The organism is Streptomyces sp. NPDC029466 (genome assembly GCF_055574515.1).
The window spans coordinates 200064-226126 of the sequence record NZ_JBVHZH010000002.1 but is presented as its reverse complement, the minus strand read 5'-3'; the positions used below and the strand labels follow the sequence as shown (position 1 = coordinate 226126).

The following is a 26063-nucleotide window of genomic DNA, read 5'->3' as shown; positions in this document are numbered from 1 at the left end:
CCGCCTACCGCTCGTCCGTCCCCGCCACCTTCCCCGTGCTGAGGGCAAGCCGGTTCCAGGTGTTGATGGTGAAGATCAGGGCCAGCAGACGGGCCAGTTCCGGCTCGTCGAAGTGCGCGGCGGCGCGCCGGTAGACCTCGTCCGGTACGCCACCCTGCGCGACCAGGGTCACGGCCTCGGTGAGGGCGAGGGCCGCCCGCTCCTTGGGGGTGAAGAAGTGCGTGGCCTCCTCCCAGACGGCGACCATGTGCAGGCGCTCCTCGCTCTCCCCGGCCTTGCGGGCGTCGGTGGTGTGCATATGCAGGCAGTACGCGCACTTGTTGAGCTGCGAGGACCGGATCTGGACCAGTTCCACCAGGGCCGGGTCGAGCCCCTCACGGGCCGCGGCATCAAAGCCGATAAGCGCCTTGAATGCCTTCGGCGCGGCCTTGGCGAAATTGACCCGGGGGCTGCGCCCCGCCATCTCGTCCACCACGTGCGCTTCGTCGATCTCCGCAGTGATCTGTGCCGTGTTGAGCTGCGCTTCGTTCGTCATGCCTTGAATCTAGAAGAGCAGGCGACCGGTTGTAGGGTGCATTTCCATGCCGGAATCATGGGTCAATCCTGCCGAGAGCCTGGGCGCCGATCTGCATCTGGAGCTGACCGGGCCGGGCAGCCGCCGCGCCGTCCTGATCCGGGCGCTGCGGGACGCGATCCGGTCCGGACGGCTCGCCCCCGGTACGCGGCTGCCGCCCTACCGCTCACTCGCCGCCGACCTCGGCATCGCCCGTAACACCGTCGCCGACTCCTACGCCGAACTGGTCGCCGAGGGCTGGCTGAGCGCCCGGCAGGGCTCCGGCACCCGTGTCGCCCACCGCGCGCAGCCGCTGACGCCCACCCGGGCCCCGGCCCACCGCGCCCCGGTCAGCCGCCCCACGCACAACCTCCTCCAGGGCCAGCCGGACGCCGCGTCCTTTCCGCGCACCGCCTGGCTCGCCGCCGCCCGCCGGGCGCTGACCGCCGCCCCGCACGACGCGTTCGGCCCCGGCGACCCGCGCGGCCGCCCCGAACTGCGCCGCGCCCTCGCCGACTACCTGGCGCGCACCCGTGGCGTACGCACCGACCCCGAACGCATCGTGATCTGCTCCGGCTTCGCCCACGCATTGCGGCTGCTGCTGCCCGCCGTGCTCCCCGGGCCGCTCGCCGTCGAGTCCTACGGCCTGCCGTTCCACCGCGAACTCCTGGCCACGGCCGGCCTGTGCACCCACCCCCTCGGCATCGACGAACACGGCGCCGAGAGCGCCGATCTGGCCGCGGCCGAGGGCGTGGAGGCGGCGCTGCTCACCCCGGCCCACCAATTCCCGCTCGGCGTGCCGCTGCACCCGGACCGTCGCGCCGCGGTCATCAACTGGGCGCGGGAGAGCGGAAGATACCTCCTCGAAGACGACTACGACGGGGAATTCCGCTACGACCGCAAGCCCGTCGGCGCCCTCCAGGGCCTGGATCCGGAGCGCGTCCTGCATATCGGCTCGGTCAGCAAGAGCCTCTCCCCCGCGGTGCGGCTGGGCTGGATGGTGCTTCCCGATCGCCTCGTCGACGCCGTACTGGAGGCCAAGGGCGAGCGCGAGGCCTGGGCGGGCGTCACCGACCAGCTCACCCTCGCCGAGTTCCTCACCCACGGCGCCTACGACCGGCACATCCGCCGGATGCGCCAGCGCTACCGCCGGCGCCGCGACCAGCTGATCGACGCGGTGGCCGGCCACGCCCCGCACCTCACCGTCACCGGCATCGCGGCCGGTCTGCACGCCGTCCTCCAACTCCCCGACGGCGCGGGCGAGCCGGACGAACGAGCGGCCCTGCGCGCCGCCCGCTGGCAGGGCCTGGCCCTCGACGGCCTGTCCGCCTACCGCCACCCCGAGGCCACCATGCCGGCCCGGCACGGCCTGGTCGTCGGCTATGCGACCCCCAGCGACAGCGCCTTCCCGGCCGCCCTGGAGGCACTGTGCCGGGCGCTGCCGCCTCCGGGATAGCGGCCGTGCGGGGTAGCGGCCGCGGGTGGGGCCGCGGGTGTGGCGGCGGGGCCCTCCGCCGCCTCCGCACCCTCCCCTACTGGTTCGCGAACTTCTGGCTGATGTTGGCGAAGACCCGCTGGGCCTCCGGGCCGAGGTGCGGGCCGGCCAGCCAGGTGTGGGCGTTGGAGCTGATCGAGGTGTTGGACACCAGGGTCAGCTTGCCGCCGCGGTTGACGAACCAGCCGCCGCCGGAGGTGCCGCCGGTCATGGTGCAGCCGATGCGGTTCATGGCGGGGGTGCCCTGCTGCATGACGAGGCGGCCGGGGCGGGCCGGGCAGTTCATCATGCGTGCGCCGTCGTAGGGGGGAGCCGCCGGGTAGCCGAAGGCGTCCAGGGAGCCGATCTGGTTCGCGGCGGGGGCGTTGAACCAGACCCGGGCGGCGTTGCCGACGGTCTCCTGGAGGGACTTGCCGCTGCCGTTCTCGGGCTTGACGTGCAGCACGGCGAAGTCGTAGGCGGAGCCGCCGTTGCCGGACTTCTCGCTGCCCATGTCGATCCACTCACCGGAGGTGGTGATCCAGTCGGCCCAGAACCGGCCGTACGGCGTGACCTGCTGGGAGGGCGTGTTGTTGACCTGGTTCATCGGCACGCCGTTGTCGTTGTAGGACGGCACGAAGACGATGTTGCGCATCCAGCCGCCCTGCTTGCCGGAGTGCACGCAGTGGCCCGCGGTCCACACCAGGTTGGACTTGCCCGGGTGCGCCGGGTCCTCGACGATCGTGCCGGAGCAGACCATCGGGCCCTTGGGGCTGTCGAAGAAGATCTTCCCGACCGGGGCCATGTGCTGGTGGTACGGCCGGGCGACCTGTTCGGCGGTGACCGGCTGCGGTTCGGGGTCCGTACCGTCGAACTCGCTGCCCGTACCGGTGGCCTTGACGCCGATCTCCGGCGAGGTCTTCGCCTTGGCCAGCCGGTCCGACTTCCAGTGGTCCTTGATGATCGGGTTGGCGAAGTCCTTTGCGTCCCGGGCCCACTTGTCCCAGTCCTGCCAGCCGCCGTCCTTCCACTTCTTCAGATCGTCCAGGCTGGTCGGCGCGCCCTTGGGGAGCTTGAAGCCCCCGTCGGCCTGGTCCTTCTGGTCGGCGGCCGCACCGCCGGCGGCCTGGCCGTCGGGGCCGCAGGCGGTGACGGTGCCCGCGAGCAGTGCGACGAGTGCCGCGGCCGCGGCGGTGGAGCGGCGGATGGATGGCATGGAGCGGGAGTCCCCCTGGTACGGGGCGGCGCCGAGCGCAACAGCGCGCCGTTGCCGCCGTTAATTGTCATGTCCCTCATCGGGCTGCGCCCTACTATGCCGTCACGCCGTCCCCGCCGGGCAACCAGGTCCCGGCCGCTCGGCACCCCCGGCGGGCGGGACGTACCGCAATGTCACCTTCGCCGGTACTGCTCCGGACGGAGCGGGCCCGTACTGCGCCGATTCACCGCGGACGGCGCGGAGTTGGTGGACGTGGTGTACGCCGGCCGCGCCAGGCACCGGGGCGGCCGGCACCTCGCCCGCCGCGCGCTCACTCTGCGCTGCGGAGCTTGTCGAGGTTCCTCGCGAGGGCCTTCGTCTCCGCGATCAGCTGATCGTGCGCGTGCTGCTGCTCTTTGCCGCCCTGCTCCTTGAATGCCCCGCTGAAGTGCGGCTTGAGCTGGGTCCACCAGCCGTAGTCCAGCATCGCCCATGCCTGCGGACAGAACGGAGCGCGGGTCTTCGGCAGGTAGCCCGGACCGACCAGGGGCCCGTCGTACCTCTTCGGGTCGCTCCCGTCCAGGTAGCAAAGGAAGTGGAAGACGCGTTGCTGGGTGACGGGGTGGTCGCTGGAGAACCCTTCCAGCGTCAGCCGGCCTTCCTCGCGGGCGAGCTCGTCGAAGAGGAGGGCGGCTGCCAGCGACGGCCCGGGACCGACCTCGTTGACGGTGTAGAACGACGCGAACCCGTCGGCGGCGTCCTCCTCCAGGCCGAGGTTCGCCAGCAGCAGCTGCCGCTGGAGCGCATGCCCCATCTCATGGCCGAAGATGAACTGGGTCGACAGCACGGTCAGGTCGTCGGTGTTGAACGTGTCGGCGGGAAACAGCGCGGGCCGCTTGACGGTCTTGACCACGCTGCCGAGGACCCCTTCGATCCGGGTCAGGAACGACGGGGGCACAAAGATCGTCCGGCCATCGGGCTGGGTGACCGCATCCGTCACGCCCGGTGGGACCCGGCCGGTCACCTTCACCACCAGGTCATGCGGGAGCGCGACCGAGGCGTTCACCCAGTCGGCGAGCTGCTCCAGCACCCGGGACTTCCGGACCACCGTTACGGCGTGCCGGTCCTTCGGCTTGATCGCCTTGTCCTCGTAGACGACCGTGACCTTGCCGCTCGCGTCGTCCTTGCCACCGCCACCGCCGCCGCCACCGCCGCCGTCGCCGCTGCCGCTTCCGCACGAGGCGACCGCGAAGCCCGCGAGGAGCAGCGCCCCCGCAGAAGCAGCCCGCCCCCTGGCCGAGGACCCACCACTGCGCAGCACCCTGGTCAGCCCCTTCCTTGGTCAAGGCGGGAGGGCGGACGGTTGTCCTTCCGGGGTCTCCGGAGCCGCCTGCCACCTTCACGGAGCGGTGCCGGAGTCACGGCTCGCACCTGACATCCGGATTATGAGCGACGAGCCATTCGTCCACAATGACCCATTTATGTGGTGTTTCGCCCCACCCATAGCCGGTCTACCGGTGAGCCGCCCGCGGATCCCGGTGGGCCGCGGCGGGCCGGCTCGTTCCGTGGCGGAAGTCCTGGAGCTGTTCGGCCGTGGGGTACCACTGCTTGCGGCAACGGCAGCACCACCAGCGCCAGTTGTCCCAGTCGGTGCTGGTGTGCGCGGTGTCCTTCCACAGCCGGTCGTCGCAGTCGGGTGTGGGGCAGGTCGGCGGCAGCGGCATGGCGGGCCTTTCGTCGGTGACGGCTGCCCAGCCTTCTGGGCCGGGCGCCGCGCCGTGCGGTGGTTCGCCACCGGCCACCCGAACGGGTAAGGCCGGGCCCGCAAGGCCCCCGAAACGCGCTCGCGGGCAGCCGCACACACCGTGCGACTGCCCGCGGGGTTCCGCGCCTGCTGTGCGGCTACTTCTTGGCCAGCCACTTCTTCCAGACGTCCGGGTGCTTCTCCACCCAGCGCTTCGCCGCCTCGTCGGCGGACAGACCGCCCGAGGCGATCGACTCGGAGACCTCGTTCTGGTCGTCCTTGGTCCACTTGAAGTTCTTCAGGAACGCCGCGGCACTGCCGCCCTTCTTGGCGAATTCCGTGTTGAAGTACTTCTGGAGGGGCGTGGTCGGATAGGCACAGTCGATGGACGTGGGGTCCTTGGTGCCCTTCTCCGCACAGGCATCGGTGTACTTGGGGAGCTTGACCTCCTCCATCGGCACCTGGTTGAAGAGCCACTGCGGCTCGTACCAGTACGTCAGGAAGGGCTTCTTCTGCTTGGCGAACTGCTGGATCTGGGTGATCTGCGCCGCCTCGGAGCCCGCGAAGACGACCTCGTAATTGAGCTTGAGGTTCTTCACCAGCGCCTTGTCATTGGTGACGTAGGACGGCGAACCGTCCATCAGCTGGCCCTTGTTGCCACTCTCCGAGGTCTTGAGCTGGTCGGCGAACTTGTTGAGGTTCTTCCAGTTCTTGACCTCGGGGTGCTTGTCGGCCCAGTACTTGGGGACGTACCAGCCGATGTGGCCGGTGACGCCGTTGCCGCCACCCGCGGTGATCGTCTTCTTGTCCTTGACGTACCGCTGTTCCTGCTCGGGGTGGCCCCAGTCCTCCAGGATCGCGTCGACCCGGCCCTGGCTGAGGGCGTCCCAGGCGGGGATCTCGTCCACCTGGACGGTGTCGACGTGGTAGCCCATCTTCTTTTCGAGAAGGTACTTGGCGACCGCGACATTGGACTGGGCGCCGACCCAGGTCTGCACCGACAGGGTGACCGACTTGGAGCCCTTGGCCGCCGCGAACGGCGAGGACTGCTTGGTCATGTCGGACTTGCCGCAGGAGGACAGGGAGAGGGAGAGGACCGCCGTGCCGGCCAGCGCGGCCGTCCCGATGATCATGGTGCGCTTACGGGACATGGTCAGACTCCCTTCCCCGTCGTGCGGCGTTCCGTGGGCTGGGTGACCCGGTCGAGCATCAGGCCCAGGCAGACGATGGCCACACCCGCGACCAGGCCGAGGGCCAGGTCTCCGGTGGCGAGGCCGGTGACGACGTCGTAGCCGAGGGCACCGCCGCCCACCAGGCCGCCGATGATGACGACGGCGAGGACCAGGACCACGCCCTGGTTGACGGCCAGCAGGAGCGCCGGCCGGGCGAGGGGGAGCTGGACCTGGCGGAGGATCTGCCAGCGGGTGGCACCGAGGGACTTCGCCGATTCCATGGCGGCGGGGTCCACCTGGCGCAGGCCCTGGGTGGTGATGCGGATGACGGCGGGCAGCGCGTAGACCACGGCAGCGGCGGCGGCCGGGGCACGGCCCACGGCGAAGAGCGCGACGACCGGGATCAGGTACACGAACTGCGGCATGGTCTGCATGACGTCCAGGACCGGCCGCAGGATGGCCTCCAGGCGCTTGCTGCCGGCGGCGAGGATGCCGATGCCGAAGCCCAGCACCAGGGTCACCACCAGCGCGGCGAGCACCTGGGAGAGGGTGTTCATCGACGGCTTCCACACGCCCAGCACACCGATGGCGGCCATCGCGAGGACGGCGGTCAGCGCGGTGCGCCAGGTGCCGATGAGCCAGGCCAGCGCGGCGACGATGAGCAGCGTGCCGTACCAGGGCAGCGCGGTCAGGCCGTCCCGCAGCGGGTTGAGCACCCAGTTGGTGAAGTGCGCGGCCCAGTCGGCGGTGCCGCCGATGACCGGGACTCCGGAGTAGAGGTGGTCGACCATCCACTCCTTGAAGTCGTTGACGGGGCGGGCGAGGTCCACGGCCCAGGCACCCGGCCAGACCAGCGAGCCGGACAGCCGGCCGGCCAGCGCGAGGACGGCGGTGACCACGGCGACGCCGGTCCACGCCTGCCAGCCGCGCAGCCACTTCGGGCCGGTGGCGGAGGTGTCGGCGCCGAGACGCTCACCGGCCGCGGCCGTGGTGCGGTCCATGACGATGGCCAGCAGCACGATCGGGATGGCGGCGGCCAGCGCGGCACCGACGTCGACCGAGGCGAGCGCCTGGTAGACGCGGTCACCGAGACCGGCGGCGCCGATCATCGAGGCGATCACGACCATGGACAGCGCCATCATGATCGACTGGTTGACGCCGAGGAGGAGTTCCTTGCGGGCCAGCGGGAGGCGGGCGGTCAGCAGCCGCTGCCGGCCGGTGGCGCCGAGCGAGGAGACGGCCTCCAGGACGCCCGGGTCGGCACTGCGCAGACCGAGCGCGGTCAGCCGCGCCATCGGCGGCGCCGCGTAGATGACGGTGGCCAGCAGCGCGGCGGGGACGCCGATGCCGAAGACCAGCACGACGGGCAGGAGGTAGGCGAAGGCCGGCAGCACCTGCATGGTGTCGAGGACCGGGCGCAGCAGCCGGAAGAGTCGCTCGGACAGGCCCGCGGCCAGGCCGAGCAGCGCGCCGACGACGACCGAGGCGGCGACCGCCACGACCATCAGGGCGAGCGTCTGCATGGTCGGGACCCACATCCCCAGCAGACCGCTGACCAGGAAGGAGATCAGCGCGGTGGCGGCGATGCGGACACCGGCCACCCGCCAGGCGATCAGCGTGACGCCGGCCGTCACACCCGTCCAGCCGAGCGCGAGCAGCAGCAGATAGACGGCGCGTACGGAGATGACCACGCCGTTGGAGAGGTGGCCGAGGAAGTAGACGAACAGCCAGTGGCTGTCGCGGTTGTCGATGATCCAGTCGCTGGTCTTGCCGAGCGGGCCGGAGACGTCGACGGTCAGCGAGGACGGCCAGGCGGCGCCGTACTTGGTGGCCAGCAGCGGGACGAGGACGGCCGCGGCGACGACGAGCAGCAGGAGCTTGGCGAGGCCACGGCGCTGGAGCAGGAGCTGGGCCGGGCCCTTGGGGGTGTCGACGCCGAGGGTGCCGCGCGCGGAAACCGGGGTTGCGGTGCTCATGCGCGCCCCCGCTTCACGGTGCCGGTGGGCACATTGAGCGCGGCGCAGCGCTGGGCCTCGCGCCAGTGGCGCAGCCAGGCGGCGCGCAGCCGGGCGCGGGGCGTGGCGGCGGGAGCTCTGGAGCCGACGGCGCGGAGGGCGCCGCCGCGGGTGGTCGCGGTGTACATCAGGCAGCCACCTCGCCGTGCTGCGGGCTGTCGACGCGGGCGACCACGTTCAGCAGGCAGGCGTGGTCGACGATGCCCAGGCAGCGCGTGCCGTCGACGACCCGGGCCGCGCCGCCGGAGCGGGCGACGGCCTCAATGGCGTCGGAGATCAGGGTGTCGGGGGTGAGCGCCGGGCCCTGGTCGGCTTCGCCGTCCTCGGCCGGGCGCATCGCGCGGCGCACGGTCAGCACCTGCTCGCGCGGCACGTCCCGGACGAAGTCGCGGACGTAGTCGTCGGCCGGGGAGCCGACGATCTCCTCGGGGGTGCCGAGCTGGACGATCTTGCCGTCGCGCATCAGGGCGATCCGGTCACCGATCCGCAGCGCCTCGGCGAGGTCGTGGGTGATGAAGACCATGGTGCGGCCCTCTTCACGGTGCAGGCGGACGACCTCTTCCTGCATATCGCGGCGGATGAGGGGGTCAAGGGCGCTGAACGGCTCGTCGAAGAGCAGGACTTCGGGGTCCACGGCGAGCGCACGGGCCAGGCCGACGCGCTGCTGCTGACCGCCGGAGAGCTGCCCGGGGCGGCGCTTCTCCATCCCGGCCAGGCCGACCTTGTCGACCATCTCGTTGGCCTTCGTGCGGCGCTCCGCCTTGCCCATGCCCTGGATCTCCAGGCCGTAGGCGACGTTGTCGACGACGGTGCGGTGCGGCAGCAGGCCGAAGTGCTGGAAGACCATGGCGGCGCGGCGGCGGCGCAGTTCGCGCAGCGTGGTGCGGTCCATGGCGCGCACGTCCTCGCCGTCCATCTCCAGCTCTCCGCTGGTCGGCTCGATCAGCCGGGTCAGACACCGCACGAGGGTGGACTTGCCGGAGCCGGACAGGCCCATGACGACGAAGACCTCGCCCTTGTGGACGTCGAACGAGACATCGCGGACGGCGGCCACACAGCCGGTCTGCTCGCGCAGTTCCTGGGCGCTCAGCTCCGTCACGGAGGAGTCGCCGGGGATGCGCTCGGCTTTGGGGCCGAAGACCTTCCAGAGGTTGCGGACGGAGAAGACGACCTCACGTCCGTCGGCGGCCTCGGTGGCGGTGGCGTCCTTGGACGTACGGGCGTTGGGTATCTCGGATGCGCCGGCGGAGGTGGTAGCCATCACGCATCACCTCCTTGGGTCGGAGCCTTATGGAGCAGTTCAGCGCACTTCTCCCCCACCATGAGCACGCCCAGCATCGGGTTGACCGCGGGCATGGTCGGGAAGACGGAGGCGTCGGCGATACGGATGCCGGACAGCCCACGGATCTTCAACTCGGGGTCGACGACGGCGAGTTGGTCATCGGCGGCGCCCATCTTGCAGGTGCCGGCCGGGTGGTAGACGGTGTGTGCCGCCTTGCGCACCAGCTCACTGATCTCCGCGTCGTCGGTGACCTCGGGGCCGGGGAAGACCTCCCGCTTGAGCCACTTGGCGAACGGCTCGGCCTGGGCGACCTTGCGGGCCAGCTTGATGCCGTCCACGAGGGTCTGGCCGTCGTAGTCGTCCTCGTCCTCGAAGTACTTGAAGTCGAGGGCCGGCTTGACCTCGGGGTCCGCGGAGGTGAGGTAGAGGCGCCCGCGGGAGCGGGACTTGGGGATGTTCGGGGTCATCGACACGCCGTGCTCGGGGCGCTCGTAGCCCAGCCGCTCGGGGTTGTCGGTGAACGGGATTTGGTAGAAGTGGAACATCAGGTCGGGGCCCTTGTGCTCCGGGTCCCGCTTGACGAAGAGGCCCGCGTCGGAGTCCATCGCGGAGTTGCCCGGGATCGGTCCGTTCGTCTCCCAGACGATCACCGACTCGGGGTGGTCGATGAGGTTCTCGCCGACACCCGGCAGGTCGAGCACGCAGGGCAGACCGAGCGCTTCCAGGTCCTTCTTCGGCCCGATGCCGGAGTGCATCAGCAGCCGCGGGGTGTCGACGGCGCCGGCGCAGACCAGCACCTCACGGGCGGCCTCGACGTAGACCTCCTCGCCGTCCTTCGTGCGGACGTGGACGCCCTTGGCGGTGGTGCCGTCCAGCTCCAGCTTGTGCGCCCAGGTCTCCAGCATCAGCGTGAGGTTCGGCCGGTCACCGGCCTCCATGTGCGGATGCAGATACGCGACCGACGCCGACGACCGCTTGTTGTTCTCCGGGTGGTAGGAGAGGTCGAAGAAGCCGACGCCCTCGTCGAAGGGCTTGTCGTTGAAGCCGACGACCTCGGGGACGCCGAGGGCCGTCTTGGTGGCCTCGATCCAGTCGGTGGCGATCTGGTTCTGGTCCTTCTTCGCCACCCGCACGATGTTGTTGCGCAGCTTGCCGAAGTAGGGGTCCATCTCCTTGGCTCCCCAGCCGGCCGCGCCGGCCTCTTCCCACTCGTCCCAGTCGGACGGCAGCGGCTTGAAGGAGATCAGCGTGTTGTGGGAGGAGCACCCGCCGAGCACCTTGGCGCGGCTGTGCAGGATGTGCGAGTTGCCGCGCGGCTGCTCGGTGGTCGTGTACTCGTAGTCCAGGTCGCCGCCGAGCAGGCCGAGCCACTTGCGCAGCGTCAGCACGTCCTCGCGGTCGATGTCGGACGGGCCGCCCTCGATGACGGCGACGGTGACGTCCGGGTCCTCGGTGAGGCGCGAGGCGATGACGGAACCGGCGGTGCCGCCGCCGACTACGACATAGTCATACACAGGCATTGGGGGTGCTCCTTCTTACAACGTGCGTGGTGCGGGTGGTACCAGGGAGGCGGGGGTGTCAGCCCGCGAACCAGCGCACCGGCTCCGGCCGGAGGTTTTCGTAAATGTGCTTGCTCTCGCGGTACTCGTCCAGACCCGCGGGGCCCAATTCCCGTCCGATGCCGGACTTGCCGAAGCCGCCCCACTCCGCCTGCGGGAGGTAGGGGTGGTAGTCGTTGATCCAGACCGTGCCGTGCCGCAGCCGGGCGGCGACCCGGCGGGCGCGCGCGGTGTCGGCGGAGAAGACCGCGCCGGCCAGGCCGTACTCGGTGTCGTTGGCGAGTGCCACGGCCTCGTCCTCGGTGGTGAAGGTCTCCACCGTCAGGATCGGGCCGAAGGTCTCCTCACGGACCACCTTCATCTCGCGGTGGCAGCCGTCGAGCACGGTCGGCGCGTAGAAGTAGCCGGTGGCCGGACGGACGTCCGACGGCTCGGGCCGGGCACCGCCGCAGCGCAGCTGCGCACCCTCGGCCAGGGCGGAGGCGACATACGCCTCGACCTTGTCGAGCTGCTGCTGGGAGACCAGCGGACCGCACTCGACACCGTCCTCGGTACCCCGGCCGAGCTTGATCTTCTCGGCGCGGCGGGCGAGCTCGGAGACGAAGCGGTCGCGCACCGACTCCTCGATGATCAGCCGGGCACCGGCCGAGCAGACCTGGCCGCTGTGGATGAACGCGGCGTTCAGCGCCTGGTCCACAGCGGTGTCGAAGCCTTCCTCGGTGGCGCAGGCGTCGGCAAAGACCACATTGGGGTTCTTGCCGCCCAGCTCCAGCGCGATCTTCTTGGCGCCGGAGACCGCCGCCGCGCCGGCCTTCGTCCCGCTGACGAGACCGCCCGTGAAGGAGAACAGGTCGACGTCCGGGTGCTCGGCGAGCCGCTGGCCCACCGGCAGCCCCGCGCCGGTGACGATGTTGGCGACCCCGGTCGGCAGCCCGGCCTCGACCAGCAGCTTGACCAGGTGCACGGTCGACAGCGGGGTGACCTCGCTGGGCTTGATCACAAAAGTGTTGCCGGCCGCGAGGGCCGGCGCGATCTTCCAACTTGCCTGGAGCAGCGGGTAGTTCCACGGCGTGATGAGCGAGCAGACACCGACCGGCTCATGCACGACCACGCTGTGCACGTCGGGCGAACCGGCGTCGACGACCCGGCCGCCGCTCTCGTTCATCACCAGGTCGGCGAAGTACCGGAAGGCGTTGGTGACGTCATCGACGTCGACCCGGCCCTCCTCCAGCGTCTTGCCGGTGTCCCGGCTCTCGATGAGGGCGATCTCCTCGCGGTCGCGCTGGAGCAGGTCGGCGACCCGGCGGAGCAGGGCGGAGCGCTCGGCGACGGCGGTACGGGGCCAGTCGCCCTCGTCGAAGGCCCGGCGGGCGGCCGCGACCGCCGCGTCGGCGTCCTCGGCACCACCCTCGGCCACCAGCTGGAGCGTCGTCGCGTCGGCGGGGTCGAGGACCTCCCGCGTTTCGCCGGCTGCGGCGGCCCGCCACACCCCGTCTACGTGAATGGTCTCGATTGACGACACGTCGTTCTGCCTTCCGGTTACCGATCTCGTACGCACTGGTGCAACCACTGGCATCACCAGCAACGTGGACCCCTCCCCGGAAGCGGCGGACCTATGCCCAAGGATTCATGGAAAGTGACTCGACTCACTGAACGTGCGGCCGAATATCCCGGAACGTACCCTGAATAGCCGTATGTCCCAGGCTGCATTTCCCCTCGGGACCGGAGGTACCCAGATGATCAGCAGACGGCGTGCCGCCACCGCCACCGCGGCCCTGACCTGCGGGGCAGCCCTGATCGCCGGGCCGGCCTGCACCGGCGCCGCGGCGGCCGAGGATCCGGACGGCGGCGAGGGCGACCTCGCCAACAAATCGGCCCAGCAGATCTCCGACGATTCCCTCCACCAACTGGTCGCCGCGAAATCGCTGCGCTTGCGCACCCAAACCAGTGCCGATCCCACCAAACTCGACCTCACCCTCGACCGCGCCGGCAATTGCACCGGCGCCATCAGCAAGGGCGAGCTCGGCCGCGTCGAGCTCGTCAAGCGCGGGAACCAGGTCTGGATGAAGCCGGACGCCGCCTTCTGGAAGAGCCAGCTGCCCGGGAGCGAGGGCCGCGACGCCGCCGAGAAATACAAGGACACGTTCCTGCACGGCACCACCAAGGACACCTTCCTCGGCAACCTCTCCGCGGCCTGCGACCTCAGGGCCTTCCAGAAGTCCGCCGTACCCCCCGAGAACCCGCCCTCCGGCGCCCCCTCCCCCTCGGCCCCCACCCTCACCAAGGGCCGCCCGACCACCCACGAGGGCACCCGTGTCCTCCCCGTGGTCAAGAAGGCCCAGGGCGCCGTCCAGACCCTCTATGTGGCCATCGACGGCAAGCACTACCCGCTGAAACTCACCGCCGAGGTCGACCACCAGACCGGCACCATCCTGCTCAGCAACTACGACACCCCGGTCTCCACCAAGACACCCGCCCCCGCCGACACGGCCGATATCTCGGTGCTGGAGGACCGGCTCCAGGGCTCACAGAGCGCCTGATCCTGTCGGTCGCGGTACGTAACCGTTCGTACATACGTATCGTTGAACCGTGCGGCTGCCCGCGTCGCGCGGGCGGCGGGGAGGGGCGGCACGATGACCAACGGCCAGGGCAATGAGCTGGGTCGGGACGCGCTGATCGAGCAGCTGGAGCGGTTGCCCACCCCCGAGGGATACAAGGGCGAGATCGTCGAGGGGGCCGTGTACATGACGCCGCAGTGCGACGTCCATTGGCAGACCATCCGCCGGATCGTGCGGGCACTGGACGACCATTTCGGGATGGACGCCCTGGTGACCTCGGACGTGCGGATCGCGTTTCCCGGCGAGCGGAACCGCTTCGCCCCGGATGTCGCCAAGATCGCCGACGGTGCCGAGAAGGACGAGTTCGGGCGCTGGCGCCACCAGGACGTCGAGTTCATCGCCGAAGTCATCTCCAAGGGCACCGCGCCGAACGACTACGGCCCCAAGAAGACGGCCTACGCCCTCGCCGAGGTCCCGGTTTACCTGATCGCCGACCCCTATCTGGGCCGGTGCCGCGTCTTCACCAAGCCGCAGCACGGCGATTACAAGATCGACCTCGCCGTCGCCTACGGCCAACCCGTCGACCTCCCTCTCACGGTCGCCGGAATCACCCTCACGACCGAAGAGTTCCCCAGGGACTGACCCCACGGGCCGACCCCCGTCCTCTCACGCCGCCCCGCCGGGCGTTCCGCTTCCCGGCCGGATCGCGCAGGCGTCGGAGAATCCCTGGCTGCGCAGGCCCAGGGCGCTGTTCGTGCGGGAGCGGAGGTTCTCCACCGCCACCATGGTGGTGAGCTCGACGAACGCCGGGTCGCCCAGCCGTCGGCGCAGGCTGTCGGCCAGTTCGTCGGTCACGGCGGGCGGGGTGGCGGTCATCGCCTCCGCGTACTCCAGCACCAGCCGCTCCAGCTCGGTGAAGGACTCCTCGTGGGCCCGCCAGTCGGGCACCTTGCTGACCTTCTCCAGCGGCAGTCCCAGCCGGTCGGCGTGCCAGTGGCCGAAGTCCACGCACCACGAGCAGCCGATCGTCACCGCCGACGCCATCTCCGCCAGCAGCTTCAGTCCCGGGTCCAGTGCCTTCCACCGCGCCACCTTGCTCTCGAAGGAGAAGTAGGAGCGAAGGACCCTGGGGTGGTGGCCCATCGCCAGCGCGGGCTGGAGCACCTCGCCGTATGCCCGCCGTGAGTACCACTCGGCCAGTCGCAGGGTGAGCGTGCGCCGCGGGGTGAGCGAAATCCGTGCCATGGCGGTTTCTCCTCGTTTCCGGTGTGCTGTGACGCCCCGAAGTGGGCGCCTTCACCACCTCGACGAGCGGGCAGCGCGGGATGTGACACCGGGCGGTGCGGAGGCGAGCCAGGTGGAGGGCCTGTGAAGGGTGTGACGCTTTCGGGCTCACCGGCGCTTATTCATATGCGAGTTCGAATCCCGGGCTCGCGCACATCGAGGCCCCCGGGCCTCGTCACGGAAGGAGCGTACGTGCGGATTTCACGCACTGCGTTGTCCATCGGTCTTGCTGTCACGGTGAGCCTGCCCCTTATGGGCAGCGCGTCCGCGGCGGCCCCCCTCACTTCGGAGAGCTCCGGCGGCCTGGGCGAGGACCGGCTGCTGGTGTCCGAGCGGACCAGCGACTACCGCCGGACCGTGGAAATGGACCCCGCCAGCGGAGCGGCCACCCACACCGTCGCGGAGGGTCTGGACGGCGTCTACTCGCCCAGCGCCTCCCAGGTCGCCTACATCCGCTACGGAGACACCTGCATCCCGCAGGCCGAGGGCTGCACCTACCGCCCCGACCTGGTGACGGCCGCGGCGAGCGGCGCCAACCAGCATGTCCTGGTCCCGGGCATCGAGAGCGAGACCGGGGAGGTGTATGTCGCCAATCCGGACTGGGCTCCGAACGGCAAGCGCCTCGTCTTCGACTCCCCCCGCGGCATCGAATCGATCAACGCCGACGGAACTGGCTTCGAGACGCTGACCACCTCGGGACTCCGCGCCACCTTCTCGCCGGACGGCAGCCGGATCGCCTACCTCCGCACCACCTCGTACGAGGGCCCCGAAGGCACCGAGTACGGCACGGATGTGTACGTCATGGACCTCGCCACCCGGGAGAGCCAGCAGGTCACCACCGACCACCAGGCCGTGTCGACCCCGGCCGACTGGTCGCCGGACGGCCGGCACCTCGTCTACGGCGGACGGTACGGGCTGAAGACCGTCGACGTCGCGACCGGTGAGCAGACGGACCTCTACGACGACGCCACCTGGTCCGGCGCCCTCACTGACGTCAGGACCCCGGTGTACTCCCCGGACGGCACCCGTATCGCCTTCTCCGGCTGGGACGACGCCACGGCGACGCGACGCCTCTACATGGTCGACGCGGACGGCAGCCACCTCCGGGCCGTCGCCGAGACCGGCGGCACCCTGACCGACTGGATCGCCAAGTAGCCCCAAGTGACAGCACGGCCGGTCCGGTGGAGTGACGCTCCGCCGGACCGGCCGTTCGCCGGGCCTCCGGGTCACCGGCGGTGGCCCGTCACCCGCGCTGCCGAACCGGAGGGGCCGCGTCCGGGCGGCCGGACGACAATGCAGGCATGGCTGACACAGCGGCGAAAGCAGTGCTCGAAGGCGGCCCCGAGGAGTTCCCCGGGCGGATCGTGCCGATCGATCCGCCCGGGACCGAGCTGAAGATCCCGTTCCGTAACGGCTATGAACACTTCCGGGCCACCAGCCGGCAGCAGAAGACCTCCGAGGGGACGCTGCCGGTCTATGAGTGGTGGGAGCGCACGGAGCTGCCCGGATAGCGAGGCGCCGGACGCACCGCTCAGGTGTGGGGGACGAAGGTCCGCAGCGCGATCTCCTGGGTCTGCTCCTGCTCCGGCCAGTCGTCCTCGGCGCCCAGGACGAGCACGGCGAACTGGCGGCCGTCGGCGGCGGTGAAGGCACAGTCGACGACCTTGACGCGGATACCGAGCCGCTTGCTGTCATAGGCGTAGACCAGTTGGTTGGCGTCTATGCCCGGTCCCGGGAAACCCAGGGGTTCGAGGCTGATCTCCTCGTAGCCGGGGTTGGCCGACAGCCCCTGGGATGCCTGCCGGAGAGCCTCGCGCGGGGTGATTTCGGGGTCGGTGATCTCGAAGATCTGCACCAGTCCGCGGTCGTCCGGGGCGGTGTAGAACACCCCGGTCTTGCGCTCGCTGCGCGTCCAAGTGCCGGGCACCGCAAGGGTGAAGCCCTTCTTGTCGTGGGCGAGGCGGAAGCCGTCCGGCAGGTCGGTGAGGGTGGGTGCGGGCGTGACGCTGTCCGGGGCACCGGTGGACGGCGCGGTCGCCGTACGGGACGGGGCGGATGCCTTGCTGCGGGCCGGCGGGCGGGCGGCGGCCGGATCGTCGTCGTGTCCCCAGAGCAGATAGCCGCCGCCAACGGCCGCCGCGATCACGACCACCGCCGCCCCGGCGACCAGTCCCGTCCGATGCCGGGGGCCGGGAGCGTAGGCGGCGCCTGTTTCGGGAGGGAGATACGAGTCGGTGGGGTACGGGGCGGTGGGGTACGGGGCTGTGGTGTACCGGTCGGTGGTGTGCCGGTCGGTGGTGTGCCGGTCGGTCGTGGTGTACCAGTCGGTGGGGTACGGGTCGGCCGCGGGATCCGGTAAGCCACCGGCCGACGAGTTCGGGTGCGGGTAGGGGTAGGTGCTGCGCGGTGCGGCGGCCGTTGGGGGCGGATCGGCCGGAGGCGCGGGGGCGGCCGGAGGTGCGGCGGCCGGGGGTGCGGGGGCGGACGCGGGCACGTCCGACGGGGGCGCGTCCGACGCGGGCGCGCCGGTCCCGCCGTCTTGGGGTCCGCCCACCGACGGCGTGAAGGACGGCCGGGGCGGCATCGGGCCCGTGTAGGGGGCGGGCGGTGGGGTGTCGGTCTCCCAGCGCTGGGTTTCGCTGTTCCAGCGGGGCCGGCCGCCGCGCTTCATCGTCAGCCTCCCGCCAGTGCCGCGACCGCCTGGCTCACCGCGGCGCCGGAGGCCAGCAGGCCCACCACCGCGCCGGCGTCCGCGAGCGCCGTACGGAGGCGGGACAGCCGTCCCGGTCCAGCCGCGCCGTGGCCCTCGATCTCCGCCTCGGTTTCGGTGAGTTCGCCGCTCAGGGCCGTGATCTGCGGGCTCTCCACCGCCCGGGACAGGTCGTCGCGCAAGGCGCGGACGGCGCGCAGCAGTTCCTCCTGCGCCGGGTCCACCGCCGGTGCGGCCGGGCCCTCGTGATGGGTCACGGTGTTGTGGTCACCGATGGCGAAGGCACCCTGGACGCTGCCGATGTGGATGCCGTTTCCGCGCTCGTCAGCCCTTGCCACGCTTGGCACTTCCCTTCTTCTCGTTCCCGCGCGGGGGTGCGGAGGTGTGGTTGATCGTGTTGTGGTCGCCGATGCCGACGGCGCCCTGTGCGGATTCGACATAGACGCCGCCCTCGGCGACATGCACGACCCGCTGCTCGAACTCGTCGGTCTGGTAGCCCGCCTCGCGCAGCGCCGTGGTCACCCCGGCCGCCACCCGCTGCTGAATGGTCTTCAGGTAGCGGGCGACGTCCATGTCCTGGAAGAGCGAGGACTCCCCGAACGAGCCCAGCTCGCGTACGGCGACGCCGGGACCCTCGGGCAGCGCCGCGCCATGGCCCGCGGTGGCCAGCCGCCAGGCCGACAACAGGCCGCGGGCCAGCGTGCCGAGGGCGTGCCCGGCGGAGCGGGGCGTTTGGGCCAGCGCCCAGACCGCCTTGCCGAAGTGGTGATGGTGGCGGTAGCGGTGGGCGATCCGGTCGGCGTCCTGGAAGGGCTGCCGCAGCGGCCACAGCACATGCGGCGCGACCTCCAGCATCAGCATTCCGCCCTGGGTGTGCACCCGTACGAAGACCGTGGTGACGATGCCCTCGTTCCAGCCGCCGACCCGGATGCGCAGGAAGTGCCGCCGGGTCTCGCCGCCCTCCTCGACCGCCGCGGCCCGGTGCTCCTCGAACGCCTCCGGGGCGTACGGCGCCGCCTCCCGGCTCGGCAGCCCCTCGGCCGGCAGAAAGACACACTCGTCGATCTCCAGCGCGCGCAGCCGGTCGCGGACCGCGGCCGCGGACGCCGGCGAACCGTGCGGCGACGGCACCCGCAGCGCCGCCACCAGCGGCACGATCCGGGCCAGGATGGCGCTGTTGTCCAGCGGTTCGGCGGCGCGGTCGGCGCGCGGGTTCAGCTCCACCGACAGCGACCAGGTCTTGTACGGCTGGCCCGCACCGCAGAACGGGTTGGCGGCCCGGTACATCACCAGCGGCCCGTGCTGCTCGGTACGCACCCGGTCCCGCAGCCGCAGGAAGCGGTAGCTCTCGGAGCGTTCGGCGGGGTCGGACCTGACATCGGGGAAGCGTTCCCTGGACAGTTCGTGCGCCAGCACCCGGGCGAACTGCCCGCGTTGCAGGGCGACCAGGAGGGCCAGGACCAGCGGCAGCAGCAGCGCGATCCACACCCCGACCAGCAATCCGGACGCATGGGTGGTGCCGAAGCCGCTGTCGTAGGAGCTGTCCCACGGGCTGGAGCCGTAGGAGCCGTAGTCGTCCGAGGAGTCGTCGCCCGTCAGGGAGTCCAGCGCGTCCCGGAGCAGCTTGGTGAACAGCCATCCCGGGCCCAGGATGGCCAGCCCGCCGATGAACGCCGTCACCAGCAACGACACATAGAAGAAGGCGAGCGTCAGCCGGCCGTACCAGCGCAGGACGAAGGAGAGGAAGCGGGCCGGACCCGGCAGGACCGGGGACCGGCGGACGATGCGGGCCAGCGCCATGAGGACGACGGGGAAGACGTAGAGCCCCGCGAGTCCGGAGGACAGCGGGAGGGCCACGATCCACAGCAGCAGGATCCCCGCCGCCCAGCCGAGCTGGAGCCGCCGGGCGCGCAGCGCATGGGCCAGCACCCGGGCGGCGTCGATGCCCAGGGACGGGGCGGCGAACCGCTCCTCGTGGACGTACAGCTCGTCGATGACCGCGTCACGGAAGCTGTCGTCCATGTAGGTGCCCGCGCACAGCAGCCGGGTGGCATCGCTGGCACCCGGCGGGGTCGGGGAGAGCGGAGGGAGCGGCGCCGGGGGCGGGACGCCGTCCGGCTTCCCTAACCGCGGCGGCCCGCCGGATTCCCCTTGCTGCGCAGGCACATCCGTCCGAGTCATCGGCTTCCCCCATCACCACACCAACGAGCCGTCGCCGAAGGCCTGTTGAGCAGTCGAGCTGCCGTTGTCGGCCGCGGCGGCGCAGAACCCGCAGCATAAGGGAGCGGAGCGCTCCGTGTCAGCGCGATAACCCAAGGTTGCCGCGCGTCAGACGGCCTCGGGGAACTCCCCGCTCTTGAGAGCCCCGACGAACGACGACCAGCCGCCCGTCGGGAAGACCAGCACGGGGCCGTCGGGGTCCTTGCTGTCACGGACGGGGACGGCGTCGGGGATACCGGGGGCTATTTCGATGCAGTCGCCGCCATCGTCGTGGCTGTAGCTGCTCTTGATCCATATCGCTGTGCTCAGCTGGTGCTTGTCCATGATCCCCGTACCCTTCCATGAAGTCGCCGATGAGAGCGGCGGATTCGGGGGCTGACAGAGCATCCGCCCGGAGCACATCATAGGTCTGGCTGTGACGGGCGAAGGCGGTTGGATCGTCGTGGAAATGGCCGCGCTCCAGAGACTCCGAGTAGAGCCACTCGTTACCGCCGGGCAGCGTGATCAGAGCCATGGAGGCTTTGGGTCGCCGAAGCTCGGCACGGTCGGCCGGGGCAACCTGCACGCGGATGTTGTCGCACTGCCCGACCCTCAACAAGTGAGCGCATTGGTCCCGCATGACCGCCGGACTCCCCACAACATTGCGCAGGCAGCTCTCATCCAGAACGGCCACGTAAAACGGGCCGTTGGCGACCAGGAAGCGCTGCTGTCGACTCAGTCGCGCCCGGACTCGCTCCTCCACCTTCTCGACGTTCGTGATGCGGCGACTGAACAGCGCGTGGGCGTAATCAGGAGTCTGCAACAGCCCCGGGATTACCTGCTCTTGATATGCACGCAGCGCCACCGCCTTCGCATCCATCTCCGCCCGCCGCTCGAACCAGTCCGGATGCTGCACCTCCGGATACCAGTCGATCCGCCCCCACAACCGCAGCAGCACTCCGCCCGTCCCCAGCAACTCGTCGCACTGCTTGGCGAAGGTGTCCTGCGGTACGCGCGTGCCCGCCTCCACGCGGGCGACCTGCGAGCGGTCGCAGGGGATGTTGTTCGACAGCTCCTCCTGCGTGAGGCCCGCCGCCTCCCGGAAGTGCCGCAAGACCTCCCCGAACACGGCGGCATTGGTGGCTGCCGGTCCACTCTCTGCATTGCGTCGTCGTCGGCTCACCGCATCCCCCTTGGTGCCAGAAGGTGAGTGTCACGCGTCTGACGTTGCGACCCGCACTACGGGGCGCAACGCTGAACACACCCAACGTAATGGGTGGGTCTGACAACCGCGCCGCGTTCTCGCGCAACCAACCTCTGGGAGTCACTGAGCATGAGTTACGACCGGGATGCCGTCCCCGCGCCGGTGCCGGGGCTGCGCCTGCTGCCGTGGGAGAGCGAGGGCGGGAAGCCGTGCTTCTTGTCGGCGGACGGGGCCGGGGGCGTGCTGTCGCGGTTGGCCGATGAGATCGAGGCGGAGCAGTTGTGTGACGGTGCCGAGGTGCTCAAGGGCGCGGAGGCCGTACTGGACGACGGCAAGGCGGGGGAATACGCGTTACGGCTGGCGCTGCGGGCGACCACGCAGTCCTTCGGCGATGTCCTGCGGGTCGCCGACAGCCGGGGCGGGCGCCTGCCCGTGGAACCCACCTGACCGGGCCGGCATGACCGAGCCCGCACGGCCGTTGGACCGTACGGGCTCGGTGGGGCTGCGGTGCCGCCGGGGTGGGGCGGCCGCGGCGGTGGGTCAGCCGAGGAGGCCGAGACCGCGGACGGCCTCGCGCTCCTCCTCCAGCTCCTTCACGGACGCGTCGATGCGCTCGCGGGAGAAGTCGTTGATCTCCAGGCCCTGGACGATCTCGTACTTGCCGTCCTTGGTGGTGACGGGGAAGGAGGAGATCAGGCCCTCCGGGACGCCGTAGGAGCCGTCCGAGGGGATACCCATCGAGGTCCAGTCGCCGGCGGCGGTGCCGTTGACCCAGGTGTGGACGTGGTCGATGGCGGCGTTGGCGGCGGAGGCGGCGGAGGACGCGCCACGGGCCTCGATGATCGCCGCGCCGCGCTTGGCGACGGTCGGGATGAAGTCCTCGGCCAGCCACTTCTGGTCGTTGACGACCTCGGCGGCGTTCTTGCCGGCGACCTCGGCGTGGAAGATGTCGGGGTACTGGGTGGCGGAGTGGTTGCCCCAGATCGTGAGCTTGCGGAGCTCGGAGACCGGGGTGCCGGTCTTCTTCGCGAGCTGCGAGAGCGCACGGTTGTGGTCCAGGCGGGTCATCGCGGTGAAGCGCTCGCGCGGGACGTCCGGCGCGGCGGCCTGGGCGATCAGCGCGTTGGTGTTGGCGGGGTTGCCGACGACCAGGACCTTGATGTCGTCCGCGGCGTGGTCGTTGATGGCCTTGCCCTGCGGCTTGAAGATGCCGCCGTTGGCCTCCAGGAGGTCGCCGCGCTCCATGCCCTTCGTACGGGGGCGGGCGCCGACGAGCAGCGCGACGTTCGCGCCGTCGAAGGCCACGTTCGGGTCGTCGGAGATGTCGATGCCCTGGAGCAGCGGGAAGGCGCAGTCGTCGAGCTCCATGGCGGTGCCCTCGGCGGCCTTCAGACCCTGGGGGATCTCCAGAAGGCGCAGCTTGACCGGCACGTCGGCGCCGAGCAGATGACCGGAAGCGATGCGGAAGAGCAGTGCGTAACCGATCTGGCCGGCTGCGCCGGTGACGGTGACATTGACGGGAGTGCGGGTCATGGCGATCTCCTGCGCGGTGTATTCCGGGGGCAAGCCCCTGGACCACCATGGTTGGCGGTGGGTGTCCCTGCCCAGCTAGCTAGGTCTCTTGGTATCGAGAGACCCGGCCGTCAGGCTATCGGACCCCTGCCGGGGGCAGGCGGCGGGCCGGTGTGCGACACCTCACCGGGTGCCCCGGGAGGTCCGTACGGCCGTCCGGAACAGGGCTTGCGGGGTCCGGTGTGCGCTCCGCGCGGGCCCCGTGGGCGAGAGGCGGCGGCCACCCGCTCTAAGGAGGGGGGAGTGCGGGCGGCCGCCGAGTTGTGCCACACCCGTGGGGGGAGTATTCGTCGTCTGCCCGGGATCCCGGAGGGCATGCCCCCCGTCTTTCGGACATCCTCCGCGGACGGTGATCCCGGGTCGGCGGGGCGGCCGGGCGGCGCCCGCGTGGTGCGGTTGCCGCCCGTGCCAGGGGTGCTCTAGCGGACCGCGGCGCCGGCCGACGGGGCGGGTGCCCCGGCGGGCGTGGCCGGAACCGGGCGGGAGCAGCCCTTCACGCCCGCCACGGTCGTTCCGCAGGCCGCGACCTTCGCCGGGTCGCCGGTCACCTCGACCATCGGGGTGTAGGCGGCGCCGTTTTTCTCGGCCCGTGCCGTGGCGCTGTGGCCGCCGGCGCTGAGGGTGGCCTGGTCGCCCGGTGCCGCCCGGCTGATCCGGGCCCAGGCCGTGTGGCAGATCTTGCTGTAGCGGACCTCTATCACCGCCCGGCCCGCCCGGCCGCGGGACGGGGTGATGGCATGGGCGCCGCCGCAGCCCATCGCCTCCGGGTCCTTGCCCACGCAGCCGGCGCCGGTGCAGCGCACCCCGGCCGGCAGGACCTGCTTCGTGCTCGGCGCGGCCGCGGGGCGGGAGGCCGCCGCCTTCTTGGCCGTATCGGTGCCGGGGTTGAGCAGGAGGAAGGCCGCGCCGGCCACCAGCGCCACACCGGCCGCGCCGGCGGCGGCCATGATTATTCGGCCGCGGCGGGTGCGCCGGGCCGGGCCCTGGGCCGCGGGCGCCGCGGCCGGGGACGGGCCGGCGGCCGCCGCCCATTCGGGAAAGTCCGCGGCCGACGGGGTGTCCGTGCGCCGCTGTTGGGGTACCGACGGCAGCTGTGTCGTGCCGGGCGCCGGTGCGGCCTTCGTCCCCTTGGTGAATTTCGCGCCCTTCGCCGGGGGTTCGGCCTGGTCGGCGTCCCAGCCGAGCGCGGCGCGCGCCTGGGCCACGCTGATCGCTTCCATGGTGACGTCCTGGCGCATCTCCGCGCGGCTCCAGGCCCGTTCGGCCAGCTCCCACAGCGTGGTGAGGTGGGCGGGCTGGGCGCCGGTCGCCTCGGCGAGCGCGACCACGGCGCGCTGCGGTGGCAGCAGCCGCCCGTTGAGATAGCGCTCCCAGGACGTTTTGCTGTAGCCCGTGGCGTCCGCGAGGGCGGCGACACTGAGGCCGCTGCGGTCCACGAGCCTGCGCAGCTGCCCGGCGAACTCCCGCACCTGCGGGTCCAGTTCCTCCGGCAGCGCCTTCCAGCGAGGCATTGCCTCCCCCTATCCCCCCGCGTACGTGCCCGAGCGCGGCCCCCGGCCCGCGCTCCTTGCTCCCCGTGAGGACGCCCCCGGCCAGGACGGCGTTCCCCTTCACGGGCACACGGGAACATGCGGGCATACGTCACCCGTCCGTGCGCCCGTGACCCGAGCAGTGTGGCATTTCCGACGGAGTCCGGACGACTTCCGTACGTATCCTGACAAGAACCGGCCAGGACGGCATCAATATAGGCCCCAGTCAGGCACTATGCCGAGAAGCACTCCCTGGCCCCGCCACCCGCCGGGTAGAGGCACAGCCGGACGCCCTCGGGCCCGCGGGCCACCGCCATCGGCGTGACGAGCGAGTCCTCGGCGTCGAACCGGTCCAGCACCCGCACCGACCGCGGTGGCACCCCCGGCGCCAGCACCTCGACCCGGTCCCCGATCCGGCCGCCCCGGATCCGCCCCCAGGCCGCGCCGCACACCGTGCCGTAACGGAGCTGCACCCGCTCGCCGCCGGCCGCGGTGCGCTCCACGAACGTCCGCACCAGCTCCGGGAGATCGCAGCGCATCGACTCCGGGTCCTTGCCGTCGCACGCCGTCGCCCGGCAGCCGGTCACCTGGGGGGCCTCGGGCACGTCGCCCCGCACCGGGCCGGCCGCGCCGACGGACGTCCAGACGGCCAGCGCCGCGACGAGCGCCACTCCGCCGGCTCCGGCACCGGCCACCAGGCCCGCCAACCACCGGGCCGCTGACGGCGCCCACCGGGCCGCGGCCCCGCCACCCAGCGCGGCCCCGCCACCCACTGGGGGCCCGGCCGCCGCAACCGCGGCCGTACTTGGCGCACTTGCCCTCCCCGGCCCGGGGATCGCCGCGCTCCCCGACCCGGGGTCCGCCGCGCTCCCCCCGTCCCGGACCGGCGCCGCGCCGGACCGGCCCCGTCCGCTCCAGGCCGCGTCCGCCAGCTCCCACAGCGCGCCCAGCCTGCCGGCCGGTTCCCCCGCCAGCCGGCACAGCGCCTCGACCGCGTCCCGGGGCGGCAGCTTCTTGCCGTTGAGATAGCGCTCCCAGGACGACTTGCTGTACGGGGTACGGGCGGCGAGCGCGGCCAGGCTCAGCCCGGTGCGCGCCCGTAACTCCCGCAGCCCCGCGGCCAGCCGGGAACTCTCGACACCGCCCCGCGGCGCACCGCCGGGCCCGCTCACCGGCGCAGCGCCTGCCAGGTGCCGGGTTTCACGATCCCGTCCGTGGGCAGCCCCGCTCCGGCCTGTAAGCGCTTGACGGCGCGGAGGGTACGGCCCCCGATGACGCCGTCCACCACGCCCGGGTCGTGGCCGTGGCGGCCCGAGCGGCACCTGGCGACCGGCGCCGGGAAGGGTGGCCACGGCGGGGTGCGGCGCCTCCCCCGCCGCCTGTGGTGGCGGCCCGCTCCGGCCCGGCGGGGCCGACGGGGCCTGTGGGGCCTGTTGGGTCTGTCGGGCCTGCGGGACCGGCGGCCCGGTTTCCGCCACCGGCCGTCCGGCGCTCCAGGCCTGCGCGGCGACCTCGTGCAACGCCAGCAGCCGGGTCACATCGGCCCCGCAGAGCCGCGCCAGCGCCTCCACGGCACCGGCCGGCGGCAGCTTCTTCCCGTTGAGATAGCGCTCCCAGGACGACTTGCTGTACGGGGTACGGGCGGCGAGCGCGGCCAGGCTCAGCCCGCTGTGATCCTTCAACCTCCGTAGCTGCACGACCAGTTGCCGCACCCGATGGTCCAGCGATACGGGCAGCACGCTCCAACGCGACATGTCCCACCCCATACGCGTTCGTTCTCCCCCGAGGCCATGGCCCCCTTTGTCGCCGATGATGGCGCGGATGCCCCCTCCGTTTCCGCCCTTTGCCGTTCCGTATGCCGTCCGGACCGCTGTCCGGCCACTGTCCGGCCCCCTCCCCGTCCCACCGAAGCCTCCGGGGCGGTGCCGTCCCCGCAGGTCAGTGGGTGGGACATCCCACGGCGTCCCCACCGGGGCGGTCCCCTGGGCCGGACAACGGCGGGTGGGCGCACAG

At 71.4% G+C, this 26063-nt stretch carries 25 protein-coding genes; 6 read left to right on the top strand and 19 right to left on the bottom strand.

What is annotated here, in order from left to right; all coding sequences use genetic code 11:
- Positions 1 to 4: 4 nt before the first annotated feature.
- Positions 5 to 463 (bottom strand): carboxymuconolactone decarboxylase family protein, encoded by a 459-nt coding sequence (locus tag ACZ4XD_RS02770; RefSeq protein WP_468037776.1) that lies wholly within the window; start codon positions 461 to 463, stop codon positions 5 to 7.
- A gap of 118 nt (positions 464 to 581) precedes the next feature.
- Here ACZ4XD_RS02770 and pdxR point away from each other — a divergent pair, with 118 nt between their 5' ends.
- Entirely contained in the window at positions 582 to 2009 is a 1428-nt protein-coding gene (gene pdxR, locus ACZ4XD_RS02765; RefSeq protein ID WP_468037507.1) for a MocR-like pyridoxine biosynthesis transcription factor PdxR, read from the top strand.
- Positions 2010 to 2085: 76 nt separating this feature from the next.
- On the opposite strand, the gene ACZ4XD_RS02760 is transcribed toward pdxR, so the two are convergent.
- The 9 genes from ACZ4XD_RS02760 to ACZ4XD_RS02720 form a co-directional block, all read right to left on the bottom strand.
- Positions 2086 to 3243 (bottom strand): trypsin-like serine peptidase, encoded by a 1158-nt coding sequence (locus ACZ4XD_RS02760; RefSeq protein WP_468037505.1) that lies wholly within the window; start codon positions 3241 to 3243, stop codon positions 2086 to 2088.
- A gap of 310 nt (positions 3244 to 3553) precedes the next feature.
- The gene (locus ACZ4XD_RS02755; protein WP_468037503.1) at positions 3554 to 4543 is read right to left on the bottom strand and encodes a DUF4344 domain-containing metallopeptidase; all 990 of its coding nucleotides are present in this window, start codon (positions 4541 to 4543) and stop codon (positions 3554 to 3556) included.
- 190 nt (positions 4544 to 4733) lie between these two features.
- Positions 4734 to 4946, bottom strand: coding sequence for a hypothetical protein (locus tag ACZ4XD_RS02750; protein WP_468037502.1), 213 nt, complete (start codon positions 4944 to 4946; stop codon positions 4734 to 4736).
- A 178-nt stretch (positions 4947 to 5124) separates the two neighbouring features.
- Positions 5125 to 6117, bottom strand: coding sequence for an ABC transporter substrate-binding protein (locus ACZ4XD_RS02745; RefSeq protein WP_468037500.1), 993 nt, complete (start codon positions 6115 to 6117; stop codon positions 5125 to 5127).
- 2 nt (positions 6118 to 6119) lie between these two features.
- Positions 6120 to 8114 (bottom strand): ABC transporter permease, encoded by a 1995-nt coding sequence (locus ACZ4XD_RS02740; RefSeq protein ID WP_468037498.1) that lies wholly within the window; start codon positions 8112 to 8114, stop codon positions 6120 to 6122.
- Positions 8111 to 8281 carry a hypothetical protein gene (locus tag ACZ4XD_RS02735; protein ID WP_386440950.1) on the bottom strand — a complete coding sequence of 57 codons (171 nt, stop codon included), beginning with the start codon at positions 8279 to 8281 and terminating at the stop codon, positions 8111 to 8113. The genes ACZ4XD_RS02740 and ACZ4XD_RS02735 overlap by 4 nt, the downstream gene beginning before the upstream one ends.
- Entirely contained in the window at positions 8281 to 9414 is a 1134-nt protein-coding gene (locus ACZ4XD_RS02730; RefSeq protein ID WP_468037496.1) for a quaternary amine ABC transporter ATP-binding protein, read from the bottom strand. The genes ACZ4XD_RS02735 and ACZ4XD_RS02730 overlap by 1 nt, the downstream gene beginning before the upstream one ends.
- Positions 9414 to 10955: a GMC family oxidoreductase gene (locus ACZ4XD_RS02725; RefSeq protein ID WP_468037494.1), complete on the bottom strand. Its 1542-nt coding sequence runs from the start codon at positions 10953 to 10955 to the stop codon at positions 9414 to 9416. The genes ACZ4XD_RS02730 and ACZ4XD_RS02725 overlap by 1 nt, the downstream gene beginning before the upstream one ends.
- A gap of 58 nt (positions 10956 to 11013) precedes the next feature.
- Entirely contained in the window at positions 11014 to 12516 is a 1503-nt protein-coding gene (locus ACZ4XD_RS02720) for an aldehyde dehydrogenase family protein (RefSeq protein WP_468037492.1), read from the bottom strand.
- 214 nt (positions 12517 to 12730) lie between these two features.
- On the opposite strand from ACZ4XD_RS02720, the gene ACZ4XD_RS02715 reads away from it, so the two are divergent.
- Both ACZ4XD_RS02715 and ACZ4XD_RS02710 read left to right on the top strand, forming a co-directional pair.
- The gene (locus ACZ4XD_RS02715) at positions 12731 to 13534 is read left to right on the top strand and encodes a hypothetical protein (RefSeq protein WP_468037490.1); all 804 of its coding nucleotides are present in this window, start codon (positions 12731 to 12733) and stop codon (positions 13532 to 13534) included.
- Between the two features lie 93 nt (positions 13535 to 13627).
- On the top strand, positions 13628 to 14194 hold the full coding sequence (locus tag ACZ4XD_RS02710; protein WP_468037488.1) for a Uma2 family endonuclease: 567 nt from the start codon (positions 13628 to 13630) through the stop codon (positions 14192 to 14194).
- 24 nt (positions 14195 to 14218) lie between these two features.
- Here ACZ4XD_RS02710 and ACZ4XD_RS02705 read toward each other — a convergent pair whose 3' ends face one another.
- On the bottom strand, positions 14219 to 14797 hold the full coding sequence (locus ACZ4XD_RS02705; protein ID WP_468037486.1) for a carboxymuconolactone decarboxylase family protein: 579 nt from the start codon (positions 14795 to 14797) through the stop codon (positions 14219 to 14221).
- 291 nt (positions 14798 to 15088) lie between these two features.
- On the opposite strand from ACZ4XD_RS02705, the gene ACZ4XD_RS02700 reads away from it, so the two are divergent.
- Together ACZ4XD_RS02700 and ACZ4XD_RS02695 are read left to right on the top strand one after the other, a co-directional pair.
- Positions 15089 to 15991, top strand: coding sequence for a TolB family protein (locus ACZ4XD_RS02700; RefSeq protein ID WP_468037484.1), 903 nt, complete (start codon positions 15089 to 15091; stop codon positions 15989 to 15991).
- A gap of 146 nt (positions 15992 to 16137) precedes the next feature.
- Positions 16138 to 16347, top strand: coding sequence for a DUF5988 family protein (locus ACZ4XD_RS02695; protein WP_042147532.1), 210 nt, complete (start codon positions 16138 to 16140; stop codon positions 16345 to 16347).
- 20 nt (positions 16348 to 16367) lie between these two features.
- On the opposite strand, the gene ACZ4XD_RS02690 is transcribed toward ACZ4XD_RS02695, so the two are convergent.
- The 5 genes from ACZ4XD_RS02690 to ACZ4XD_RS02670 all read right to left on the bottom strand — a co-directional run bounded on the left by ACZ4XD_RS02690 (position 16368) and on the right by ACZ4XD_RS02670 (position 20874).
- Positions 16368 to 17507, bottom strand: a complete 1140-nt coding sequence (locus tag ACZ4XD_RS02690) for a hypothetical protein (RefSeq protein WP_468037482.1) — start codon at positions 17505 to 17507, stop codon at positions 16368 to 16370.
- Positions 17508 to 17509: 2 nt separating this feature from the next.
- Positions 17510 to 17884: a hypothetical protein gene (locus tag ACZ4XD_RS02685; RefSeq protein WP_468037480.1), complete on the bottom strand. Its 375-nt coding sequence runs from the start codon at positions 17882 to 17884 to the stop codon at positions 17510 to 17512.
- Positions 17871 to 19727, bottom strand: a complete 1857-nt coding sequence (locus tag ACZ4XD_RS02680) for a hypothetical protein (protein WP_468037478.1) — start codon at positions 19725 to 19727, stop codon at positions 17871 to 17873. Before ACZ4XD_RS02680 ends, ACZ4XD_RS02685 begins: the two co-directional genes overlap by 14 nt.
- A gap of 147 nt (positions 19728 to 19874) precedes the next feature.
- Positions 19875 to 20000 carry a DUF397 domain-containing protein gene (locus ACZ4XD_RS02675; RefSeq protein WP_468037774.1) on the bottom strand — a complete coding sequence of 42 codons (126 nt, stop codon included), beginning with the start codon at positions 19998 to 20000 and terminating at the stop codon, positions 19875 to 19877.
- Positions 19975 to 20874 carry a helix-turn-helix domain-containing protein gene (locus tag ACZ4XD_RS02670; protein ID WP_468037772.1) on the bottom strand — a complete coding sequence of 300 codons (900 nt, stop codon included), beginning with the start codon at positions 20872 to 20874 and terminating at the stop codon, positions 19975 to 19977. Before ACZ4XD_RS02670 ends, ACZ4XD_RS02675 begins: the two co-directional genes overlap by 26 nt.
- A 204-nt stretch (positions 20875 to 21078) precedes the next feature.
- On the opposite strand from ACZ4XD_RS02670, the gene ACZ4XD_RS02665 reads away from it, so the two are divergent.
- Positions 21079 to 21396 (top strand): hypothetical protein, encoded by a 318-nt coding sequence (locus ACZ4XD_RS02665; protein ID WP_468037476.1) that lies wholly within the window; start codon positions 21079 to 21081, stop codon positions 21394 to 21396.
- Positions 21397 to 21489: 93 nt separating this feature from the next.
- On the opposite strand, the gene ACZ4XD_RS02660 is transcribed toward ACZ4XD_RS02665, so the two are convergent.
- From ACZ4XD_RS02660 to ACZ4XD_RS02650, 3 genes are all read right to left on the bottom strand, one after another.
- A complete protein-coding gene (locus tag ACZ4XD_RS02660; protein ID WP_290355711.1) occupies positions 21490 to 22482 on the bottom strand; it encodes a malate dehydrogenase in 993 nt (330 codons plus the stop codon).
- Positions 22483 to 22940: 458 nt separating this feature from the next.
- A complete protein-coding gene (locus ACZ4XD_RS02655) occupies positions 22941 to 24032 on the bottom strand; it encodes a helix-turn-helix domain-containing protein (RefSeq protein WP_468037474.1) in 1092 nt (363 codons plus the stop codon).
- Between the two features lie 251 nt (positions 24033 to 24283).
- On the bottom strand, positions 24284 to 25804 hold the full coding sequence (locus ACZ4XD_RS02650; protein WP_468037472.1) for a helix-turn-helix domain-containing protein: 1521 nt from the start codon (positions 25802 to 25804) through the stop codon (positions 24284 to 24286).
- Positions 25805 to 26063: the final 259 nt, after the last annotated feature.

What these genes read in the sequence shown, in the direction of transcription:
- ACZ4XD_RS02770 (WP_468037776.1), bottom strand. Translation starts at nt 463, where the DNA reads ATGGCGGGGCGCAGCCCCCGGGTCAATTTCGCCAAGGCCGCGCCGAAG.
- pdxR (WP_468037507.1), top strand. Translation starts at nt 582, where the DNA reads ATGCCGGAATCATGGGTCAATCCTGCCGAGAGCCTGGGCGCCGATCTG.
- ACZ4XD_RS02760 (WP_468037505.1), bottom strand. Translation starts at nt 3,243, where the DNA reads ATGCCATCCATCCGCCGCTCCACCGCCGCGGCCGCGGCACTCGTCGCA.
- ACZ4XD_RS02750 (WP_468037502.1), bottom strand. Translation starts at nt 4,946, where the DNA reads ATGCCGCTGCCGCCGACCTGCCCCACACCCGACTGCGACGACCGGCTG.
- ACZ4XD_RS02745 (WP_468037500.1), bottom strand. Translation starts at nt 6,117, where the DNA reads ATGTCCCGTAAGCGCACCATGATCATCGGGACGGCCGCGCTGGCCGGC.
- ACZ4XD_RS02740 (WP_468037498.1), bottom strand. Translation starts at nt 8,114, where the DNA reads ATGAGCACCGCAACCCCGGTTTCCGCGCGCGGCACCCTCGGCGTCGAC.
- ACZ4XD_RS02735 (WP_386440950.1), bottom strand. Translation starts at nt 8,281, where the DNA reads ATGTACACCGCGACCACCCGCGGCGGCGCCCTCCGCGCCGTCGGCTCC.
- ACZ4XD_RS02730 (WP_468037496.1), bottom strand. Translation starts at nt 9,414, where the DNA reads ATGGCTACCACCTCCGCCGGCGCATCCGAGATACCCAACGCCCGTACG.
- ACZ4XD_RS02725 (WP_468037494.1), bottom strand. Translation starts at nt 10,955, where the DNA reads ATGCCTGTGTATGACTATGTCGTAGTCGGCGGCGGCACCGCCGGTTCC.
- ACZ4XD_RS02715 (WP_468037490.1), top strand. Translation starts at nt 12,731, where the DNA reads ATGATCAGCAGACGGCGTGCCGCCACCGCCACCGCGGCCCTGACCTGC.
- ACZ4XD_RS02710 (WP_468037488.1), top strand. Translation starts at nt 13,628, where the DNA reads ATGACCAACGGCCAGGGCAATGAGCTGGGTCGGGACGCGCTGATCGAG.
- ACZ4XD_RS02705 (WP_468037486.1), bottom strand. Translation starts at nt 14,797, where the DNA reads ATGGCACGGATTTCGCTCACCCCGCGGCGCACGCTCACCCTGCGACTG.
- ACZ4XD_RS02700 (WP_468037484.1), top strand. Translation starts at nt 15,089, where the DNA reads ATGGGCAGCGCGTCCGCGGCGGCCCCCCTCACTTCGGAGAGCTCCGGC.
- ACZ4XD_RS02695 (WP_042147532.1), top strand. Translation starts at nt 16,138, where the DNA reads ATGGCTGACACAGCGGCGAAAGCAGTGCTCGAAGGCGGCCCCGAGGAG.
- ACZ4XD_RS02690 (WP_468037482.1), bottom strand. Translation starts at nt 17,507, where the DNA reads ATGAAGCGCGGCGGCCGGCCCCGCTGGAACAGCGAAACCCAGCGCTGG.
- ACZ4XD_RS02680 (WP_468037478.1), bottom strand. Translation starts at nt 19,727, where the DNA reads ATGACTCGGACGGATGTGCCTGCGCAGCAAGGGGAATCCGGCGGGCCG.
- ACZ4XD_RS02665 (WP_468037476.1), top strand. Translation starts at nt 21,079, where the DNA reads ATGAGTTACGACCGGGATGCCGTCCCCGCGCCGGTGCCGGGGCTGCGC.
- ACZ4XD_RS02660 (WP_290355711.1), bottom strand. Translation starts at nt 22,482, where the DNA reads ATGACCCGCACTCCCGTCAATGTCACCGTCACCGGCGCAGCCGGCCAG.
- ACZ4XD_RS02655 (WP_468037474.1), bottom strand. Translation starts at nt 24,032, where the DNA reads ATGCCTCGCTGGAAGGCGCTGCCGGAGGAACTGGACCCGCAGGTGCGG.
- ACZ4XD_RS02650 (WP_468037472.1), bottom strand. Translation starts at nt 25,804, where the DNA reads ATGTCGCGTTGGAGCGTGCTGCCCGTATCGCTGGACCATCGGGTGCGG.